Annotated in this window: 18 protein-coding genes; 11 read left to right on the top strand and 7 right to left on the bottom strand. The window is 64.5% G+C overall.

The annotated features are described in order from the left end of the window. Window positions 1-159: 159 nt before the first annotated feature. Window positions 160-582, top strand: a complete 423-nt coding sequence (locus tag AB7A72_RS06185) for a cupin domain-containing protein (RefSeq protein ID WP_312836495.1) — start codon at window positions 160-162, stop codon at window positions 580-582. Window positions 583-717: 135 nt separating this feature from the next. Here AB7A72_RS06185 and AB7A72_RS06180 read toward each other — a convergent pair whose 3' ends face one another. Continuing rightward, on the bottom strand, window positions 718-993 hold the full coding sequence (locus tag AB7A72_RS06180; protein ID WP_133856086.1) for an oxidative damage protection protein: 276 nt from the start codon (window positions 991-993) through the stop codon (window positions 718-720). Between the two features lie 301 nt (window positions 994-1,294). On the opposite strand from AB7A72_RS06180, the gene AB7A72_RS06175 reads away from it, so the two are divergent. The 4 genes from AB7A72_RS06175 (at window position 1,295) to pepE (ending at window position 5,109) form a co-directional block, all read left to right on the top strand. Beyond that, window positions 1,295-2,341 carry a sulfate ABC transporter substrate-binding protein gene (locus AB7A72_RS06175; protein WP_369459335.1) on the top strand — a complete coding sequence of 349 codons (1,047 nt, stop codon included), beginning with the start codon at window positions 1,295-1,297 and terminating at the stop codon, window positions 2,339-2,341. Window positions 2,342-2,403: 62 nt separating this feature from the next. Continuing rightward, window positions 2,404-3,384 (top strand): CysB family HTH-type transcriptional regulator, encoded by a 981-nt coding sequence (locus AB7A72_RS06170; RefSeq protein WP_133856088.1) that lies wholly within the window; start codon window positions 2,404-2,406, stop codon window positions 3,382-3,384. Between the two features lie 106 nt (window positions 3,385-3,490). Further along, window positions 3,491-4,255, top strand: a complete 765-nt coding sequence (locus tag AB7A72_RS06165; RefSeq protein ID WP_369459334.1) for a M48 family metalloprotease — start codon at window positions 3,491-3,493, stop codon at window positions 4,253-4,255. Between the two features lie 152 nt (window positions 4,256-4,407). Continuing rightward, window positions 4,408-5,109, top strand: a complete 702-nt coding sequence (gene pepE, locus AB7A72_RS06160) for a dipeptidase PepE (protein WP_239811901.1) — start codon at window positions 4,408-4,410, stop codon at window positions 5,107-5,109. Between the two features lie 3 nt (window positions 5,110-5,112). Here the strand turns inward: pepE and bktB are convergent, their stop codons facing one another. Next, window positions 5,113-6,297 carry a beta-ketothiolase BktB gene (bktB, locus tag AB7A72_RS06155; protein ID WP_369459333.1) on the bottom strand — a complete coding sequence of 395 codons (1,185 nt, stop codon included), beginning with the start codon at window positions 6,295-6,297 and terminating at the stop codon, window positions 5,113-5,115. 153 nt (window positions 6,298-6,450) lie between these two features. Further along, window positions 6,451-7,209: an SDR family NAD(P)-dependent oxidoreductase gene (locus AB7A72_RS06150; protein WP_369459332.1), complete on the bottom strand. Its 759-nt coding sequence runs from the start codon at window positions 7,207-7,209 to the stop codon at window positions 6,451-6,453. 123 nt (window positions 7,210-7,332) lie between these two features. On the opposite strand from AB7A72_RS06150, the gene AB7A72_RS06145 reads away from it, so the two are divergent. After that, the gene (locus tag AB7A72_RS06145) at window positions 7,333-8,037 is read left to right on the top strand and encodes an SDR family oxidoreductase (RefSeq protein ID WP_312457672.1); all 705 of its coding nucleotides are present in this window, start codon (window positions 7,333-7,335) and stop codon (window positions 8,035-8,037) included. A gap of 27 nt (window positions 8,038-8,064) precedes the next feature. Here the strand turns inward: AB7A72_RS06145 and AB7A72_RS06140 are convergent, their stop codons facing one another. Continuing rightward, complete coding sequence (locus AB7A72_RS06140; RefSeq protein WP_312457687.1) at window positions 8,065-8,766, bottom strand: pseudouridine synthase; 702 nt, start codon at window positions 8,764-8,766, stop codon at window positions 8,065-8,067. Window positions 8,767-9,033: 267 nt separating this feature from the next. Between AB7A72_RS06140 and AB7A72_RS06135 the strand changes: the two genes are divergently transcribed. Both AB7A72_RS06135 and AB7A72_RS06130 read left to right on the top strand, forming a co-directional pair. Continuing rightward, a complete protein-coding gene (locus AB7A72_RS06135) occupies window positions 9,034-10,674 on the top strand; it encodes a 3-(methylthio)propionyl-CoA ligase (RefSeq protein ID WP_369459331.1) in 1,641 nt (546 codons plus the stop codon). 47 nt (window positions 10,675-10,721) lie between these two features. Continuing rightward, on the top strand, window positions 10,722-11,513 hold the full coding sequence (locus tag AB7A72_RS06130; protein WP_312457707.1) for an SDR family oxidoreductase: 792 nt from the start codon (window positions 10,722-10,724) through the stop codon (window positions 11,511-11,513). Window positions 11,514-11,560: 47 nt separating this feature from the next. On the opposite strand, the gene AB7A72_RS06125 is transcribed toward AB7A72_RS06130, so the two are convergent. Continuing rightward, the gene (locus AB7A72_RS06125) at window positions 11,561-12,535 is read right to left on the bottom strand and encodes a succinylglutamate desuccinylase/aspartoacylase family protein (RefSeq protein WP_312409044.1); all 975 of its coding nucleotides are present in this window, start codon (window positions 12,533-12,535) and stop codon (window positions 11,561-11,563) included. A 323-nt stretch (window positions 12,536-12,858) separates the two neighbouring features. Then, entirely contained in the window at window positions 12,859-13,632 is a 774-nt protein-coding gene (gene trmB / locus AB7A72_RS06120; protein ID WP_369459330.1) for a tRNA (guanosine(46)-N7)-methyltransferase TrmB, read from the bottom strand. 321 nt (window positions 13,633-13,953) lie between these two features. Between trmB and AB7A72_RS06115 the strand changes: the two genes are divergently transcribed. Genes AB7A72_RS06115 through AB7A72_RS06105 form a run of 3 tightly spaced genes read left to right on the top strand, consistent with a single transcriptional unit; the run spans window position 13,954 to window position 17,238 of the window. Next, window positions 13,954-15,066, top strand: coding sequence for an acyl-CoA dehydrogenase family protein (locus AB7A72_RS06115; protein WP_369459329.1), 1,113 nt, complete (start codon window positions 13,954-13,956; stop codon window positions 15,064-15,066). Between the two features lie 34 nt (window positions 15,067-15,100). Then, a complete protein-coding gene (locus tag AB7A72_RS06110; protein ID WP_369459328.1) occupies window positions 15,101-15,967 on the top strand; it encodes a phosphate/phosphite/phosphonate ABC transporter substrate-binding protein in 867 nt (288 codons plus the stop codon). Between the two features lie 5 nt (window positions 15,968-15,972). Continuing rightward, the gene (locus AB7A72_RS06105) at window positions 15,973-17,238 is read left to right on the top strand and encodes a ferritin-like domain-containing protein (RefSeq protein ID WP_369459327.1); all 1,266 of its coding nucleotides are present in this window, start codon (window positions 15,973-15,975) and stop codon (window positions 17,236-17,238) included. Here AB7A72_RS06105 and gluQRS read toward each other — a convergent pair. Then, entirely contained in the window at window positions 17,231-18,205 is a 975-nt protein-coding gene (gluQRS, locus tag AB7A72_RS06100; RefSeq protein ID WP_369459326.1) for a tRNA glutamyl-Q(34) synthetase GluQRS, read from the bottom strand. The genes AB7A72_RS06105 and gluQRS overlap by 8 nt on opposite strands. Window positions 18,206-18,368 lie beyond the last annotated feature (163 nt).

Here is an 18,368-nt window from a genome sequence, read left to right as displayed (position 1 = left end):
AAGGGTGGATTTGGCCGGATCTTATCGCATCTTGTCTATTTGGCTACTTTTGCATTTTCTGCAGATCAACAGAATAGAGCCATCGATTCAGACAAACTTGAAGGCATTACTAGTCAGGATCGAAGAGCTTATTCAATCGTTTAATACTAGGAGTTAATGATGAAGTTTTCCATCGCTGCTGCCGTGTTGGCCACCTCTTCGCTGATCGCCTGCGCCGCAGGTGCTGCTGACGGCCTGGTCTCCGTTCCTGTATCGCAGCTCAAGTGGACGGAGCTGGCGGGCTCGGGCGGCATCAAGTATGCCAATCTGCGCGGTGACCTGACGGGTAAGGAAGCCTACGAAGCCTTTGTGCTGTTTCCTGCAGGCCGCGACAATCCCACTCACCACCATACCAAGTCGCTGCCCACCGTGGTCGTGCAAGGCACCTTCTATGCGGTGATCGATGGCAAGCGTACCGAATACCCCGCCGGCTCTTTCTATGATCTGCCTGCCGGTTTGATCCATGAAAGCGGCTGCGTGGCCGGTATGGACTGCCTGCTGTTTCAATACCAGAGCGGTGGTTTTGATTTAGTCGCTAAATAATATATTTATGCAAGCGAATGGATTTACTGCGCAAGCAGTAAGTTCCTCGCGCAGGGATATAAAAAAAAATGGCAGCCTCGGCTGCCATTTTTTATGTCCGGGACGGAGCCGCGGCGTGCACTTTACAGGGGCACATCAGTCTGCGGTAGGGGGCACGTAGCCGGCTGCCGCATCGGCGCCTTCGCCGAAGAAATGGTTTTCCATCTGGCGGGCCAGGTACTGGCGGGCGCGCTGGTCGGCCAGATTCAGGCGGTTTTCATTGACCAGCATCGTCTGGTGCTTGAGCCACCCAGCCCAGGCTTCCTTGCTGACGTTTTCCCACAGGCGCTTGCCCAGCTCACCAGGGTAGGGGGGAAAGTCGAGGCCCTCGGCTTCTTTGTGCAGTTTGACGCAGTTGACCATACGTGCCATGGGAGATGCTTCCTTCGTTGGGTTGACGCTGATGCACTGGCGGTGCTCGCCCGATGCTGCCGCAGTCTGCCGGCCATCGCCAGACACTGCCTGCTTTGCCCGCACTTCCACCAGGGTGGGGGTGCGGGCGAGCCTCCTGCTTGCCAGCCCGTCACCGGGCCCGGCCACTGCGATTTCGCGTCTTGTTAATAAGTTTCAGTTATAAAAAACTGAATTAATAGTAGTTTGAGTTTTTATGGCGGCGTTTCAGAATGTGTTCAGGCCTCAAGCCCTACGACTTTTGCCATTCTGAAAGTGTTCCATGCAACAACGCCGCCACTTTATCAAGTTTCCGATAGCCGCAGCCGCAGTCGCGTCTCTGATGGCGCTTGCGCCTGCCGTTTTCAGCAGCGCGGCCCACGCCCAGGCGCCAGCCCCGGTGACCTTGCTCAATGTCTCTTACGACCCGACCCGTGAGCTGTACAACCAGTTCAACCAGGCTTTTGCCAAGCACTGGAAGGAGACGACCGGCCAGACCGTGACCATCAAGCAGTCGCATGGCGGCTCCGGCAAGCAAGGGCGCGCGATCATTGACGGCATCGAGGCCGACGTGGCAACGCTGGCGTTGGCGGGGGACATCGACGCACTGCACAAATATGGCCAGCTGGTGCCCGCCGATTGGCAAAAGCGCTTGCCGCTGAACAGCGCGCCTTACACCTCGACCATTGTGTTCCTGGTCAAAAAAGGCAATCCCAAGGGCATCAAGGACTGGGGCGATCTGATCAAGCCGGACGTGAAGGTGATTACGCCCAACCCCAAGACCAGTGGCGGCGCGCGCTGGAACTACCTGGCTGCCTGGGAGTTTGGCAAGCGCAACTATGGCGGTGAAGCAGGTGCGAAGGACTACATCACCAAGCTGTTCAAGAATGTGCCGATTCTCGACACCGGCGCGCGCGGCTCGACGGTGACCTTTGTGCAGCGGGGCCAGGGCGATGTGCTGCTGGCCTGGGAAAACGAAGCCTACCTGGCACTGAAGGAATTCGGGCCCGAGAAGTTCGAGATCGTGACGCCTTCGCTGTCGATCCTGGCCGAGCCCACGGTGACTGTCGTGGACAAGGTGGTCGACAAGCGTGGCACCCGCAAGATTGCCGAGGCCTACCTGCAGTACCTGTACTCCGACGAAGGCCAGGACATTGCCGGCCGCAATTTCTACCGCCCCACTGCCGAAGCGGCCAAGGCCAAATACGCCAGCCAGTTCGCCAACCTGAAGCTTTTCACCATCGATGACGCTTTCGGTGGCTGGACCAAGGCAGATGCTGCGCACTTTGCCGACGGCGGCAGCTTTGACCAGATCTACACCAAGAAATAAGCAAGGACGCTCAACAATCCGCCAGGTCATTACCTGGCGGTTGGTCCATAAAGGTGAATGTTATGAATTTTCAGCAACTGCGGGCCGTGCGTGAGGCCGCCCGCAATGGCTACAACCTGACCGAGGTGGCGCATGTGCTCTACACCTCGCAACCGGGTGTCAGCCGCCAGATCCGCGAATTGGAAGACGAACTGGGCGTGGATATCTTCATCCGAGCCGGCAAGCGTCTGACCGGGCTGACCCCGCCGGGCGAGGCCATCTTGCCGATCGTGGACCGTTTGCTGCTGGAGTCCGAAAACCTGCGCCGCGCCGGTGCCGATTTCCATGCGAGCCGCAGCGGTCAGCTGAGCATTGCCGCCACCCACTCGCAGGCCCGCTATGCGCTGCCGCTGGTGGTGCGCGATTTTCGTGAGCAGTTTCCGGATGTGGCCCTGCACCTGCACCAGGGCTCGCCGCGCCAGGTGGCCGAAATGCTGCTGAGCGGTGCGGCCGATATCGGCGTGGCCACCGAGGCCTTGACCGGCTATGCCAGCCTGGCCACCTTGCCGGGCTACCGCTGGACGCACTCGGTTGTCGTGCCGCCCGGCCACCCCTTGCTGGCCCAGCAGGAGTCCGGCCGGCCGCTGACCCTGCAGTCGCTGGTGCGTTTTCCGATCATCACCTATGAGCAGGGCTATACCGGCCGCTCGCATATCGATGAATCCTTTGCCGCCGCCGAGGTCACACCCAATGTGGTGCTGACCGCGATGGATGCGGACGTGATCAAGACCTATGTCGAGCTCGGCATGGGCATCGGCATCGTGGCCTCGATCGCGTTTGACGAGGAGCGCGACCGCAACCTGCGGGCCATCGATGCCGGTCATCTGTTCAAGGTCAACACCACCCGCATCGCACTGCGCAAGGGCGTGTGGTTGCGCGCCTACGCGTTGCAGTTCATCGAAAGCTTTGTGCCAACCTTGAAGCGCGAAGTGGTGTTGCAGGCCGTCTCTGCCACGGCGCCCGACGAGCCGGCAGCCGCTGCTACAGCGCAGAAAGCCGCTTGAGCGGCTGGCACTGACACTGCGACTGGATCGAGGCAGACAAGAATGGAAACAAAGTTTTCCATATGCGCAGGCTATGATGCACGTTTTCAACGTGAGGAGATAGCGAATGCGCACAACTTTGATGCTCACCGGTCTGGTGGCCGCCATGGCCCTGGCCGGCTGCAAGACCATGGACGCGGGCAACCTGAGCGGGCTGATGGACTCCGGCTCCACCGCAATGAAGGCCATGACATTGACCGATGGCGATGTCGTGGCCTTGTCCAATGAATCCTGCGCCGCACTGGACCAGCAAAACAAGCTTGCGCCTGCGAACAACAAATACAGCCTGCGTCTGGCCAAGGTCGTGGCCAAGATGCCGCAAGAGGTAGAAGGCAAGAAGGCCGACTACAAGGTCTACCTGACCAGCGATGTGAACGCCTGGGCGATGGCCAATGGCTGCATCCGCGTCTACAGCGGCCTGATGGACCTGATGAACGACGACGAACTGCGTGGCGTGATCGGCCATGAAATCGGCCACGTGGCCTTGGGCCACAGCAAGCGCCGCATGCAGACGGCCTATGCCACATCGGCCGCACGCCAGATTGCCGCCAACAGCGGCAATGCCACCTTGGCATCGCTGTCGAGCTCGCAAGCGGGCGAGCTGGGGGAGAAGTTCATCCATGCACAGTTCTCGCAGGCCAACGAGTCTGCTGCCGATAACTACTCCTTTGACCTGCTCACCAAGCAAAAGATGGAACGCAAAGGCCTTGTCACGGCCTTCCAGAAACTGGCCAAGCTGAGCGGCGGTGGCGGCGGATCTCTGATGGATTCGCACCCCCCATCGGAAGCCCGCGCCAAGGCGATGCAGGCACGACTGGACAGCGGCAAGTAAATCTCCGCAACGCAAAGGACTGGCAGGCTGCAAGGCAGCTGACCAGTCCTTTTTTGCGTCTGCGCATCGCAGAGGGGCCTGCCGCCGGTGCTTGTGTGACGCCGCTGCACAGCGCGGGCTGCTATGCTGGCAGCCCAACTCCAAGAGATGTTATGCAGTTACTGTTGTTGAGCAACTCCCGTGCCCCGGATGGCGGCTACCTGACTTTTTGCCGCGATGCGCTGGCAGCCCAGATGCAGGGCGTGCAAAAAGCATTGTTCGTGCCCTTTGCCGGTGTCACCCTGAGCTGGGATGATTACGCTGCGCAGGTGCAGGACGCCATGGCACACACCGGCGTTCAGTTGGTGGGCGCGCACAGGGATGACGCCCTGGGCCAGTTCCTGGCTGGGGATATTCAAGCCGTCATCGTCGGCGGTGGCAATACCTTCCAGCTGCTGGCCGAATGCCGCAAACGGGGCTGGCTGGTGCGCATCGGCGATGCGGTGCGCTCTGGCCGCATGTCGTACACCGGTTGGAGCGCTGGCGCCAATCTGGCGGGGCTGACGATCAACACCACCAATGACATGCCTATCGTCGACCCCCAAGGCTTTAGCGCGCTGGGCCTGGTGCCGTTCTGCATCAACCCCCATTACAACAACAGCCTGCCGCCCGGCCACCAGGGCGAAACGCGCGACCAGCGCCTGGCAGAGTTCCTGATCGCCAACCCGGACAAGCTGGTGGTGGCGTTGCCCGAGGGCAGCTGGCTGCGGGTGCAGGGCGGCCAGGCCCAGGTGGCGGGGCAGTTTGCAGCCAAGCGCTTTGCAGCGGGCAAGCCGGTCGAGGACCTGCCCGTAGGGACTGCGCTGAACGTCTAGTACTTAGACGCGCTCAAAGATGGCGGCAATACCCTGGCCGCCGCCGATGCACATGGTAACCAGCGCATAGCGGCCACCGGTGCGGTGCAGCTCATGGATGGCCTTGACGGTGATGATCGCGCCGGTCGCTCCAATCGGGTGGCCCAGCGAAATGCCCGAACCATTGGGGTTGACCTTGGCTGGGTCGGCGCCCAGGCCCTTGGTCACCGCGCAGGCCTGTGCCGCAAAGGCTTCATTGGCTTCGATGACATCGATCTGGTCGAGCTTGAGGCCGGTCTTGGCCAGCACGGCCTTGGACGCCGGCACCGGGCCAATGCCCATGATCTTGGGGTCGACACCCGCGTGGGCATAGCCCACCAGACGGGCCAGCGGCTTGGCGCCACGCGCGTTGGCGGCGGCCGCTTCCATCAGCACCACGGCGGCTGCGGCGTCATTGATGCCGGAGGCATTGGCGGCGGTGACGGTGCCGTCTTCCTTGATGAAGACGGGCTTCATCTTCTGAAAGTCTTCGATCTTGGCGCCGGCGCGGAAGTGCTCGTCCTTGTCAAAGCGGATGTCACCCTTCTTGCTTTTGAGGATGACCGGCACGATCTGGCCGGCAAAGCGGTTCTCTGCCCAGGCCTGCTCGGCGCGCTGGTGGCTGCTCAAGGCCAGCTGGTCCTGGTCATCGCGGCTGACGCCAAATTCCTTGGCCACGTTCTCGGCGGTCACGCCCATATGGATGTTGTGGAAGGGGTCGTGCAGCGCGCCGGTCATCATGTCGATCATCTTGAAATCGCCCATGCGTGCGCCCCAGCGGCTGGTGGTGCTGGCGTACGGTGCGCGGCTCATGTTTTCTGCTCCGGCACCGATCGCCACGTCATAGTCGCCCAGCAGAATGCCCTGGCTGGCCGTCACAATCGCCTGCAGGCCCGAGCCGCAGAGGCGGTTGACGTTCATCGCCGGCGTCTCCTGCGGGCAGCCGCCCTGGATGGCGGCCACGCGGCTCAGGTACATGTCCTTGGGTTCCGTATTGACCACGTGGCCGAAGACCACATGGCCCACATCCTTGCCTTCAATGCCGGCGCGGGCCAGCGACTCCTTGACGACCAGCGCGCCCAGCTCGGTCGATGGAACATCCTTGAGGCTGCCGCCAAAGGTGCCGATGGCAGTGCGCACGGCGCTGCAGACAAGTACTTCACGGGACATGGAAAGGTCTCCTGTTTAAATGGATAGAGGCATGCAAATGTTGCCTTGCAGCATTATTGCCACCCAGCCCGCCGCTGTGTCAACCAGAGAGGGCGAGCACGCACCTTGGTGACAGTTCACGACGGGCCGGAAGCGTCCAGTGCGCTCCGTCGTTCAAGGCTCGCGGACGTCGGCGATCACGTTCTGGCCAAAGTCGGCGCGGTCCAGCCAGCCCAGCACCTTGGCAGCGGCTTCTTCAGGGCTGCTGAGTTTGCCGCCTTCATGCAGGCCCTTGAAGTTGCCTACATCGGGGAAGGCGCCCGCATCGGCACTGCGCAGCTGCACCTGCATGTCGGTGTCGATCACGCCAGGCGCGAGCGAGACGATCTTGGCGCCATGGGGCTTGTGGGCCTCTTCCAGCGCCACGCAGCGCGCATAGGCATCCATGCCGGCCTTGGCGGTGCAGTAGGCAGCCTGCGATGCCATCGGGCGGCGGCCCAGGCCGGAGGACACATTCAGCACCTTCTTGGGCACGGTCCAGCTGCCGGTGGCGCCCAGGAACACGCCAGTCAGCGCCATCGGTGCCTCCAGCCCTACGCGCAGTGCATTGCGCAGATCGGGCGTGGCCAGGTCCGACAGCGGTGCGATCTGCGGAATCACGCCAGCGTTGTTGATCAGCGTGATGCTGGCCCAGTCGGCGGGCTGGAGGCGGCGCAGCCAGTCGCCCAGGCGCTGGGCTGCGGCATCGGTGTCGCCCAGGTCCTGCTCCCACTGGATGAGCTGGTCAGGCGTTGGAGCGGCAGCGGCCAGCGCGCTGGAGCTGCTGCGCGCGATGCTCAGCACGGTATGGCCCTTGGCCAGAAGTTGCCGGCCCATGGCCAGGCCCATGCCGCGCGATCCGCCGGTCAGGATGGTGAGGTGTTTGGTGGTCATAACCGGCTATCGTAACGGCAGTTGGGCCTGGGCGTTACGGCGTTTTTCCCGGATGCCTGCACAGGCGTGGCGGCTTGGTTAGGATCAGCAGCTTTGGAACGACAAAGACAAAGGAAGCACAGCATGAACCAATCCAAAGTAGCCATCGTGATCGCCGGTGGATCCGGCATGGGCGCAGCGGCAGCACGCCAGTTGCACCAGGCCGGCTATGCGCTGGGCATTTTGTCGTCTTCGGGCAAAGGCGAGGCGCTGGCCCAGGAGCTGGGCGGTGTGGGTGTGACCGGCTCCAACCAGAATGTGGCCGACATGCAAAAGCTGGTGGATGCGGTGATGGCGCGCTACGGCCGCATCGATGTGCTGGTCAACGGCGCCGGCCACGGCCCCAAGGGCGATCTGCTGTCGATCAGCGATGAGGACTGGATCAAGGGCCTGGAGGTGTACTTTCTGAACGTGGTGCGCGCCACGCGCCTGGTCGCCCCCATCATGCAAAAGCAGGGCGGCGGCGCGATCATCAATATCTCGTCGGCCTGGGCGTTCGAGCCGGCAGCGCTGTTCCCGACCTCGGCCATGGCGCGCTCCGGGCTGGCGGCCTTCACGAAGATCTTCTGCGATGAATATGGTCAGCACAATATCCGCATGAACAATGTGCTGCCTGGCTGGATCGACAGCCTGCCCAAGAAGGACGAGCGCCAGGCGGCCGTGCCGCTGCAGCGCTACGGCAAGGCCGATGAGATTGGCGCCACCGTGGCCTTTCTGGCCTCCGACGGTGCGGCCTACATCACCGGCCAGAACATCCGCGTCGATGGCGGCCTGATGCGCCACGTCTAAGACGGCCAGGCCGTTCCACCCCGGCCTTCAGAAATCTGCCGCCAGCCGGCAGTCCAGCCATTGGCCGGTCACCGGGTGGGCAAAGCCCAGCTGCTGCGCCTGCAACAGCAGGCGCGGTGCCATGGCCTGCACTGCGGCGCTGGCATACAGGCCGTCGCCCAGCATCGCATGGCCGATGGCCTGCATATGCAGGCGCAGCTGGTGTGTGCGGCCGGTCAGCGGCTCCAGCCAGAGGCGGGTGCAGCCGGCGGGAATGGTTGGGAGCGCGGCTGCCTCGTCTGCGGTCATCGCCCGCCACCAGGTCTGGCTGGGCTTGCCAATCTCCCAATCGACACGCTGCAAGGGGCGGCGCTCCCAGTCGGTGATCAGCGGCAGGTCCACCAGGCTCCAGGCGTGGCCATCCTGCGGCATCGCGGCATGCAGCGCATGGCCGGGTGCCAGAGGCTGTGCAGCAGGGCTGCCGCAGACGACGGCGGCATAGCGCTTGCGTACCGTGCGGGCCGCAAAGGCATCACCCAGCGCACGCTGCACGGCCAGGCTGCGCGCCATCACCACCAGGCCCGAAGTGGGCTGGTCCAGCCGGTGCACCACCAGCGCATCAGGCCACTGCCGCTGGGCACGTGCGCTCAGGCAGTCCTGCTTGTCTTCTCCGCGGCCAGGCACGCACAACAGGCCCGATGGCTTGTTCAGCACCAGCAGGTGCTCGTCGATGTAATCGGGAATCAGCATGGCAACAGCGCAAAAAGGCGGCGGAGAAATGCGCAGGATTTTACGTGCTGCAGCCTAGGTGACAGCGCGCCGTGCACGTGGCGAGCGGCTGCCTGTACTGTATGCCTCGTCATAAGCAGCAGGCATTTGCTCATGCAGCCCGCGCGCAGTGCGGGTTGCTACGATGCCCTTTGCCGCGCACAAGCGCTATAAAAACGGATGCATGCCGGTGGTGCCATGCGCAGCATCGCCTGCGTGCTGCCACTGGCCATATCACAAGGAGACCCAATGCTAGGCCTGATGCAAAAGCAGCAACTGCTGACCTCCAACCTGCTGAAGTTTGCGGAGCGTTACCACCGCGATACCGAAATCGTCTCCCGCCGTGTCGAAGGTGACATCCACCGCTACACCTATGCCGACTTTGCGCAGCGCTCGCGGCAGCTGGCCCAGACCCTGGATGGCATGGGCCTGGCCGCAGGCACACGCGTGGCGAGCCTGGCCTGGAATGGCTACCGCCATATGGAGCTGTACTACGGCGTGGGCGGCTCGGGCCGGGTCATCCATACCTTGAACCCCCGCCTGCATCCTGACCAGGTGGTCTGGATCGTCAACCATGCCGAGGACGAGGTGCTGTGCTTTGACAGCTGCTTCCTGCCGATCGTGCAGGCCATCCACGAACGCTGCCCCACGGTGCGCCAATGGGTGGCGCTGTGCGATGCCGACAAGTTACCCGCCGATGCCGGCATTCCGGGCCTGGTCGCCTACGAGGCCTGGATTGCCGGCGCCGATGGCGCCTACCAGTGGCCCGAGTTTGACGAAAACACCGCCTGCGGCATGTGCTACACCAGCGGCACCACCGGCAACCCCAAGGCCGTGCTGTACTCGCACCGCAGCACCGTATTGCACGCCTATGGCGCCTCGCTGCCCGATGTGATGGATATTTCCTCGCGCGATGTGGTGCTGCCCGTCGTGCCGATGTTCCACGTCAACGCCTGGGGCCTGCCGTTCTCCGGGCCGCTCAATGGCGCCAAGCTGGTGTTTCCCGGCCCGGCGCTGGATGGTCCCTCGGTGTACGCGCTGATGGAGGCGGAGAAGGTGACGTTTGCCGCCGGTGTGCCCACTGTCTGGCAGATGCTGCTGAGCCATGTGCAAAGCCAGGGCCTGCGCTTTGGCAGCCTGCAGCGCACCATCATTGGCGGTTCGGCCTGCCCGCCGGCGATGATCAAGACCTTCCAGGACGACTATGGCGTGACGGTCCTGCATGCCTGGGGAATGACCGAGCTCAGCCCGCTGGGAACCGTCTGCACCTTGAAGCACAAGCACCTGGCGCTGCCGGCCGACACCCAGGCGCAGCTGCTGGCCAAGCAAGGCCGGGTCATCTTTGGCGTGGACATGCGGATCGTGGGCGACGATGGCCAGGACCAGCCCTGGGACGGCAAGACCTATGGCGACCTGCTGGTGCGCGGCCCCTGGGTGGTGGCGGACTACTACCGCAGCGAGGGCGCGTCGCCGCTGGTGACCGATGCGCAGGGCCGCGACTGGTTCCCCACCGGTGATGTGGCCACCATCGATGCCGATGGCTTCATGCAGATCACCGACCGCAGCAAGGACGTGATCAAGTCCGGCGGTGAATGGATCAGCTCCATCGACATCGAGAACATTGCGATGGCCCACCCGGCCGTCGCCATGGCCGCCTGCGTGGGCATGCCCCACCCCAAGTGGGACGAGCGGCCAGTGGTGTTTGTCGCGCTCAAGAAGGATGCCGCCGTCAGCGAAGCAGACTTGCTGGCCTTCTACCAGGGAAAAATGGCCAAATGGCAGATTCCCGATGCGGTGGTGTTTGTCGATGCGATCCCGCTGGGCGCCACCGGCAAGATGCTCAAGACCCGGCTGCGCGAGCAGTTCAAGGACTATGCGCTGCCGGCCTGAGAGCCTCCATTTGATCCATTTCTTCAGGCATACCAGGAGGCCTTTGCATGACCCGCAAGATTGGGCAATTATTTGATTTGACCGGCAAGACGGCACTGATCACCGGCGGCTCGCGCGGCCTGGGGCTGCAGCTGGCCCATGCGCTGGGCGAGGCCGGCGCCAAGGTGGTGCTGAGCAGCCGTAAGGCCCACGAGCTGGAGGCGGCCGTGGCCGAACTCGGTGGCGCCGGTATCGATGCGCGCTGGGTGGCGGCCGACTGTGCGGTGGACAGCGAGATCGAGCGCCTGGCGCAAGAGGTGCTGGAGCGCGTCGGTGATGTGGACATTCTGGTCAACAACGCCGGTGCCAGCTGGGGCGCGCCGGCCGAAGACCATCCTGCTGCCGCCTGGGACAAGGTGATGAACCTGAATGTGCGCGGCTATTTTCTGCTGTCGCAGCAGCTGGCCAAGCGCAGCATGATCCCGCGCCGCCAGGGCGCCATCATCAACCTGGCCTCGATTGCCGGGCTGGGCGGCAACCCGGCAGCGATGAAGACCATTGCCTACAACACCAGCAAGGGCGCCGTGATCAACTTCACCCGGGCGCTGGCGGCCGAATGGGGGCACTACGGCATCCGCGTCAATGCGCTGGCGCCGGGCTTTTTCCGCACCAAGATGGCCACTGGCCTGATCGACCAGATCGGCGAGGATGCGATGACCGCCGGCGTGCCGCTGGGGCGCCTGGGCGGGGATGATGATTTGAAGGGTGCTGCCGTGCTGCTGGCCAGCGATGCCGGCAAGCACATCACCGGCCAGTGCCTGGCTGTCGATGGCGGGGTCAGCATCGTCACTGCAGGCTGACGGCGCATGAGGGGGCTGCCTGCTCCAGGCAACCCCGCTGCGGTGCATCAGCTGTGGTCCGTCTGCGCCAGGTAGAACCACTCGCGGTTCACGGCGGCATCGGCCTGCGGGAAGATCACGCAGCCATCGAACGGCGCCAGAATCTGGCTGCCATCGGCGCGCGTGGCCAGCAGGTCGCCCTTGCGGAAAGGGTCAAAGTTCTGCCAGTCCTGTTGCATGCGGTCGTCGGCGCTTTCGCGCATGAACACCTGCCGCATATGGTGGGTGGTGTACTGGGCAACGGGCTCAACGGTCACATCGGCCATCTCCAGCAGGTTCAGCACGCCAGCGATGCAGCGGTCGGCGACCTCGATGGCCTGCGGCTCTTCGTGCGAGCCCGATTCCACGGTGATCGCATAGCCGCCCCGGCTGCGCATGAACTCATTGGTGCCGATGCCATGCTCTGGGCGAAGCGCGCCGCCGCTCGCCTTCACGGCTTGCTCATAGACCTCCAGCCAGCCTTGCACGATGACCGGCAGGCCCACGGCCTTGGCAAAGGCTTCTTCTTCCTGCTGGCGGGCAAAGGGCTCGAGGCTGCCCGTGTTGTTGAGCGGCCCGGTCATCGCAAAGGGCTGGCCGTCGCCGCTGTACGAGTGCAGGTCGAGCAGTGCGTCATGGCTCTCGAGCAACGGAGCCAGCGCATTGACCATGTGGTCTTCAAAGTTCTGCGGCTCGGCCTGCGGCACAAAGTTGCGGTTCAGGTTGCGGTCGCCTTCGCGCTCGTTCTTGATGAAGGCCTTGGGATTGGCGACGGGCACCATCGTCAGCCGCCCGCGCTTGAGGCGCACCTGGCCCGATTCAAAGCGCTCGATCCAGCGGTGGATCGCATGCGTGCCGCTTTGCTCATTGCCATGCACGGCGCCAAAGATCAGCAGGGAAGGGCCGGGCACAGCCGATGCCCAGCCGTAGCTGCGCAACGCGGCAGGCTGATCGGCAGAGGGGCTGTGGTCCAGTTGGGGGATGTGGAAGCGAGAGACAGTCATTGCAGTTTTCCGGTGTGATGGCATGCCAGCCCGGGCCACTGCATCACAAGCCTTGCATCCCGCCGGGGACTGTCGCACCAGAGCAGGGCGCAAGGTTTATACCCACAACCGTGGGGCAGGGGGCGGCGTGTGCCATTGGCACCTGCTCGCAGGTGCCAGCAGCCATCCTACCGCATCGGGGGCTGCAGGCGGCCGGTTCTGCTATCAATTTTGATAAACATGGCAACTGTTACCTCGTCAGCCCGGTGCCCCAGGCAGCAAAAAAGAGAAAGGCTGCCGAAGCAGCCTCTGCACGTGGCGTGGGCCACTCGGCCCCCCCCCGCTTATGCGGCGCGGGTGAACACCAGATCCCAGACACCATGGCCCAGACGCAGTCCGCGGTTCTCGAACTTGGTCAGCGGGCGGTATTCCGGCTGCGGCGCGTAGCCGTCGGCGGTGTTCTTCAGGTCGGGGTTGGCCGACAGCACCTCGAGCATCTGCTCGGCATAGGGCTGCCAGTCGGTCGCGCAGTGGATATAGCCACCGGGCTTCAAGTGGGCCACCAGCTGGGCCACAAAGGGCGACTGGATCAGGCGGCGCTTGTTGTGCTTTTTCTTGTGCCAGGGATCGGGGAAGAACACATGGATGCCGTCCAGCGAGCCTGGCTGCAGCATGTTCTCCAGCACTTCCACCGCGTCGTGCTGGAAGATGCGGATATTGGTGATGTCCTGCTCGCCAATGCGCTTGAGCAGCGCGCCCACACCCGGCTCATGCACTTCGCAGCACAGGAAATTGTCTTCCGGGCGAACGCGGGCAATGTGCGCCGTGGCCTCGCCCATGCCAAAGCCGATTTCCAGAATCACCTTGGCCTGGCGGCCAAAGGCGGCTTCGGCGTTGAAAGCCTCACCGGTGTAGGGCAGCACATAGCGGGTGCCCAAGGTCTCAAAGGCCTTGGCCTGGCCGGTCGTGGTGCGGCCCGCACGGCGCACATAGGAGCGGATGGTCTTGGGATGGGCGATATCCGCAGGCGCATGGCCGGGGGCACTGCTGGCATCGCGTGCGTTGGTAATGATGGGCTCGGGCACGGGGCCGGCAGCAGGCGTCGAAGAAGATTGCATGGTCATGGAGGTGCCGCTTAGCACAAGCGGCAGGGTGGCGCTTGCCCGGCAAGGGGCGCTCGGCCGCGTCAAAAAAGGGGCTATTGTAGATTTTTCCAGTCTGCAATGGCAAAACGGTGGGCAATCGGTGTGCGTGCAGCTGGCCTGGTGACTGCCATCTTGCTGCCTATAATGCCTTTTTCACAAAGTGAAGTCTGTCGTGATTGCAGGTCTGTATGCGACAGGAAACTCGGGTGGCGGCTCGCGGCTCGCGCCAGGCGGCGTGGCTCGCCCCATGGGTTCCGGTATGGGCCTGCCAGTTGCGCCAGCATCCGGAGCAGCATGGACATTCTTTCGTCGTTGGAGCCGATTGTGCGCGAGCTTATCGCGCCGGCGGCCGCGCATACCGATAGCCAGGCGGTCTACCCGCGCCAGGCGCTGCAGGCCTTGGGCAGCCAGGGGCTGCTGGGCCTGATAAGCGCCGCTGATGTGGGCGGCATGGGCGCAGGCCTGCCCGAAGCGGTACAGGTGGTGGAGCGCATTGCCCAGGACTGCCCCTGCACGGCCATGGTGCTGACCATGCACTACTGCGGCGTGGCGCTGATCGAGCCCTTTGCTGCCGAAGACACCCGGCGCGCCATTGCGCAGGGCCGCCACATCACCACGCTGGCGGTGTCGGAGACCGGCTCGCGCAGCCATATCTGGGCGCCAACGGGTACTGCCGCAGCGCAGGGCCCGAGCGCGGTGCTGCTCAATGCCCACAAAAGCATGATCACCTCGGCCGGGGAGGCCGATTCCTATGTCTGGATCTCGCGGGCGAGCACCGGTGAGGGCAATACGCTGTGGCTGGTGGACAGCCGCCTGCCCGGGCTGCAGATTCCCGCGCGCTTTGATGGCATGGGGCTGCGCGGCAATGCCTCGTCTCCGATCATCGCCCAGGATGTGGCCGTGCCGCTGTCCTGCCGTTTGGGCGAGGATGGCCGGGGCGAAGACGTCAAGGCCCGCTACCTGATGCCGTATTTTCCGACCTTGATCGCAACCACGTCGGTTGGCCTGATGCAAGGCGTGCTGCGCCGCGCGCTGCAGCATGTGGCCCACACCCGCTTTGCCGAAAACGGCAGCGGCCTGGCCGACCTGCCCACCATCCGCGCCTACCTGGCCAAGGCCCAGCTCAAGGCCGACCAGGCCCGCCTGCTGCGCGATGACGCCGTGCAGGCGGTGCTGGCCGGGCGCCCCGATGCCAAGACCCGGCTGCTGCAATGCAAGGCCGCTGCGGCCGAGGCGGCGCTGGAAGTGAGCGATACCGCCATGCGTGTCTGCGGTGGCGCCGCCTTCCGCAAGGACCTGGGCATTGAGCGGCTGTTCCGCGATGCCCGCGCTGCCTCGGTGATGGCGCCCACCACCGATGTGATCTATGACTTGCTGGGCAAGGCGCTGTGCGAGGCCGCCGCCTGAGCCCTTTGTGTTCCACCTACCTGAGAAGGCATCCATGACAGCTTCCTACACCACCCTCCGACTCGGCGCTGTGGCCTATGCGCCCAAGGTCATCACGATCTGGGAGGGCTTCAAGGCCCACTTCATCGAGCAGGGCCTGTACTTTGACTATGTGCTGTATTCCAACTACGAGTCGCTGACCGAGGCACTGATTGACGGCCGTGTGCAGCTGGCCTGGAACTCGCCGCTGGCCTTTGTGCGTGCCGAGCTGATGGCCCGGGCCGCCGGCCAGCAGGTGCGGTCCATCGCAATGCGCGACACCGACATGGATGTGCAGTCGCTGCTGGTGGTGCGCGCAGACAGCCCGGCCCAGACCCTGGCTGACCTGCGCGGCCAGACCCTGGGCTTTGGCGCGATAGATTCGCCCCAGGCCACCTTGATTCCACTGGACCACCTGCGCCAACAGGGCATGCTGGCCGGCCGGGATTTTCAGGCGCGCCGTTTTGATGTGCTGGGCGGCAAGCATGGTGACCATATCGGTGGCGAGCGCCTGGCGGCCAAAGCCATGGTGGCGGGAGACATTGCGGCGTCGTGGATGGTGGCCAAGAACTACCTGGCCTTTGCCGCCGAAGGCACCTTGCCCGCAGGCGCCACGCGCGTGCTCGACACCTCGCAGCCTTTTGACCACTGCAATATGACGGCGGGCCCCAGCATCAGCGCCGCCGATGCGGCGCGCTTTACCGAGATCCTGCTGGCCATGTCCTGGGACGACCCGCTGATCCGCCCGTTGCTGGAGTTGGAAGGCCTCAAGGTCTGGCACCCTGGCCGTGCTTCGGGCTATGCGCCGTTGTCCCGTGCGGTGCGCGATGAGCGCTTCTATGATGACGCGGGCCGCATTCTGGCGGCGGACTACCGGTATTGACGCCCATGGAAAAACCGTCCGCACCGTCCTGTGGCGCTGGCAGCGAACGCCAGGCCGACCCCGCCAGCCTGCCGATTGTGGATTTGGGCCGGCTGGGCTTTGATGCCGGTGCGCACCTGCTGGTCAAGCACGGCCTGGCCGCCGTCGCAGTGGGCGAGTCCATCCGGGTCAGCGGCCAGGCGCCGGGCTGGCAGGCGCAGTTGGCGGCCTGGTGCCAGGCCCAGGGCCATGCGCTGCAAACGCCGCCGGGCTGGCTGCGGCAGCCGGCCTTGCTGGTGCTGCGCGGCAACGCGCAAGCCGGCCGGTGGCGCCATGCTGCGGTGGCAGGCCACAGCGATGCCAGCCAACCCGGTGCGGTCGCCGCACAGGCCAACCCGGCCTGGGGCTTGGCGGCGCGCGGCGCAGCGGTGGAGGCCGGGGCGCCGGCCTTTGCCTTTCGCCTGCAGGAGAAGGCCGAGTTCTGGACCGACCAGGCCGGGGACCTGTATGCCCAGGCCGTGGCTGCACAGTGGAATGCCGACACCGATATCGACTGGGCGCATGCGCCCGAGCCCCCGGCAGTGATCGAGGACGCCATCGTGCAGGTGATGACCTATATGGTCGAGAACGAGAATGCGGCGCTGATCGTGCCGGCGCGCTTCTTGGGCGAGCTGCATCCGCATTACCGCGAGTTGCAGGCGGCGCTGGCGATCCAGGTGGCCGATGAGGCCCGCCATATCGATGTGTTCACCCGCCGCATTCGCCGCCATGGGCGGGAACCGGCGCTCTCCACCGCAGGCGGCCAGGCATCGCTGCAAAGCTTGCTGGCGGAAAAGGATTTTTCGGTTGCGGGCTTTTTGCTGTCGGTGCTGGGCGAGGGCAGCTTTGTCAATCTGCTGCAGTTCTTGCAGACCTATGCGCCCGATCCGCTGACCCGCCAGATCTGCCGCCTGGCCGCCCGCGATGAGGCGCGCCATGTGGCGCTGGGCATGTCGCACCTGCTGCACCGCTTGAAGCTCGAGCCGGATTTTCGCCACCGGCTGGCCCAGGCGGTGGAAGCACGCCATGATGCCCTGGCCGGGACATCGGGCTTGAACGAAGAGGTGTTTGATGCGCTGATCCTGGTGGGCGCCGGGACCTTGTCCGCCGATGCGCTGGCGCTGGGCAGCCAGCGCGTGCAGCAGCTGATGCAGGACATGGCCGATGGCCGCTACACCAAGCTGGTGCGGCTGGGCTTTGAGCGCGGCCATGCGCAGGAGCTGGCCTCCTTGCACACGCGCAATTTCATGTAGGGGCCAGGTGGCGGCGCGCCCATTGCGCCGTCCAGCCGGCCAGCGCATCGGGGATGCTGCTGGCCTGGCCCGCCTCCAATCCCAGGTGCTGGGCCGACTGGCGCAGCACGGCGATGCGCTGCTCGGCGCTGTCCACCACGACGGCTGGCGCGCCGTATTGTTTGGAGAGTTTTTCACCATCGGCCTGCAGCACCAACGGCGTGTGCATATAGCGCGGCGCAGGCAGGCCCAGCGCGCGCTGCAGCAGCAACTGGCGCGGCGTGTTGTCAGCCAGGTCGGCGCCGCGCACCACATCGCTGATGCCTTGCGCGGCGTCATCGACCACCACGGCCAGCTGGTAGGCCCAGAGGCCATCGGCGCGCTGCACCAGAAAATCGCCGACGCTGGCAGCCACATCCTGCTGCAGCGGGCCCAGCCAGCGGTCTTGCCACAGCAGCTGCTGGTCGCTGTGCAGTACCGGGTGTTCGAGCGTCGGCAACAGGTCGTCTTCGGCCGCTACGGCGCTGGCATGCTGCTGGAAGCGCTGCGCATGGAAGCGCCAGCTGCGGCCGGTCTTGCCATGCAGGCCATCGCGGCAGGTGCCCGGGTAGGGGCGCTCGCCGTGGCGCTCGTGCATATGGCCCTGCGCGGCGAGCGCGGCATCCATGTCACGGCGGGTGCAGGCGCAGGGGTAGGCCCAGCCTGCTGCCTGTAGCTGCGCCAGTGCGGCGGCATAAAGGCCATGGCGGGCGGATTGCCATTGCGGCGGCGCATCGGGAACCAGCTGCAGCGCATGGAGCTGGCGCAATATTTCCCGGTCCATACCCCGCGGGCAGCGGGGCGGATCGATGTCTTCGATACGCAGCAACCAGGTGCCGTGATGGGCGCGGGCATCCAGCCAGGACGCCAGGGCCGCCACCAGCGAGCCCGCATGCAGCGGGCCGGTGGGCGAGGGGGCAAAACGGCCGGTATAAACGCGTGAGCTCATGGGAGAGCAAGTGTAATGCCGCTGGCCAGCGCGAAAAGCCGTTGCCCGGTATCGGCATCGGCTGAGGATGAAGAGAACGGAGAAGCGCCCGGCAGGCTGCTGGGCGCGCTGCGCTTAGAGTCGCTAACACGGCCCAGCAAACCGAAGGTTTGCGGTTGAGGCT

Origin of the sequence: Comamonas sediminis, from assembly GCF_041107495.1 — a bacterium.
Lineage (GTDB): Bacteria > Pseudomonadota > Gammaproteobacteria > Burkholderiales > Burkholderiaceae_C > Comamonas > Comamonas sediminis.
The sequence above is the reverse complement of the archived record's forward strand: the minus strand, read 5'-3'. Positions and strand labels throughout refer to the sequence as shown.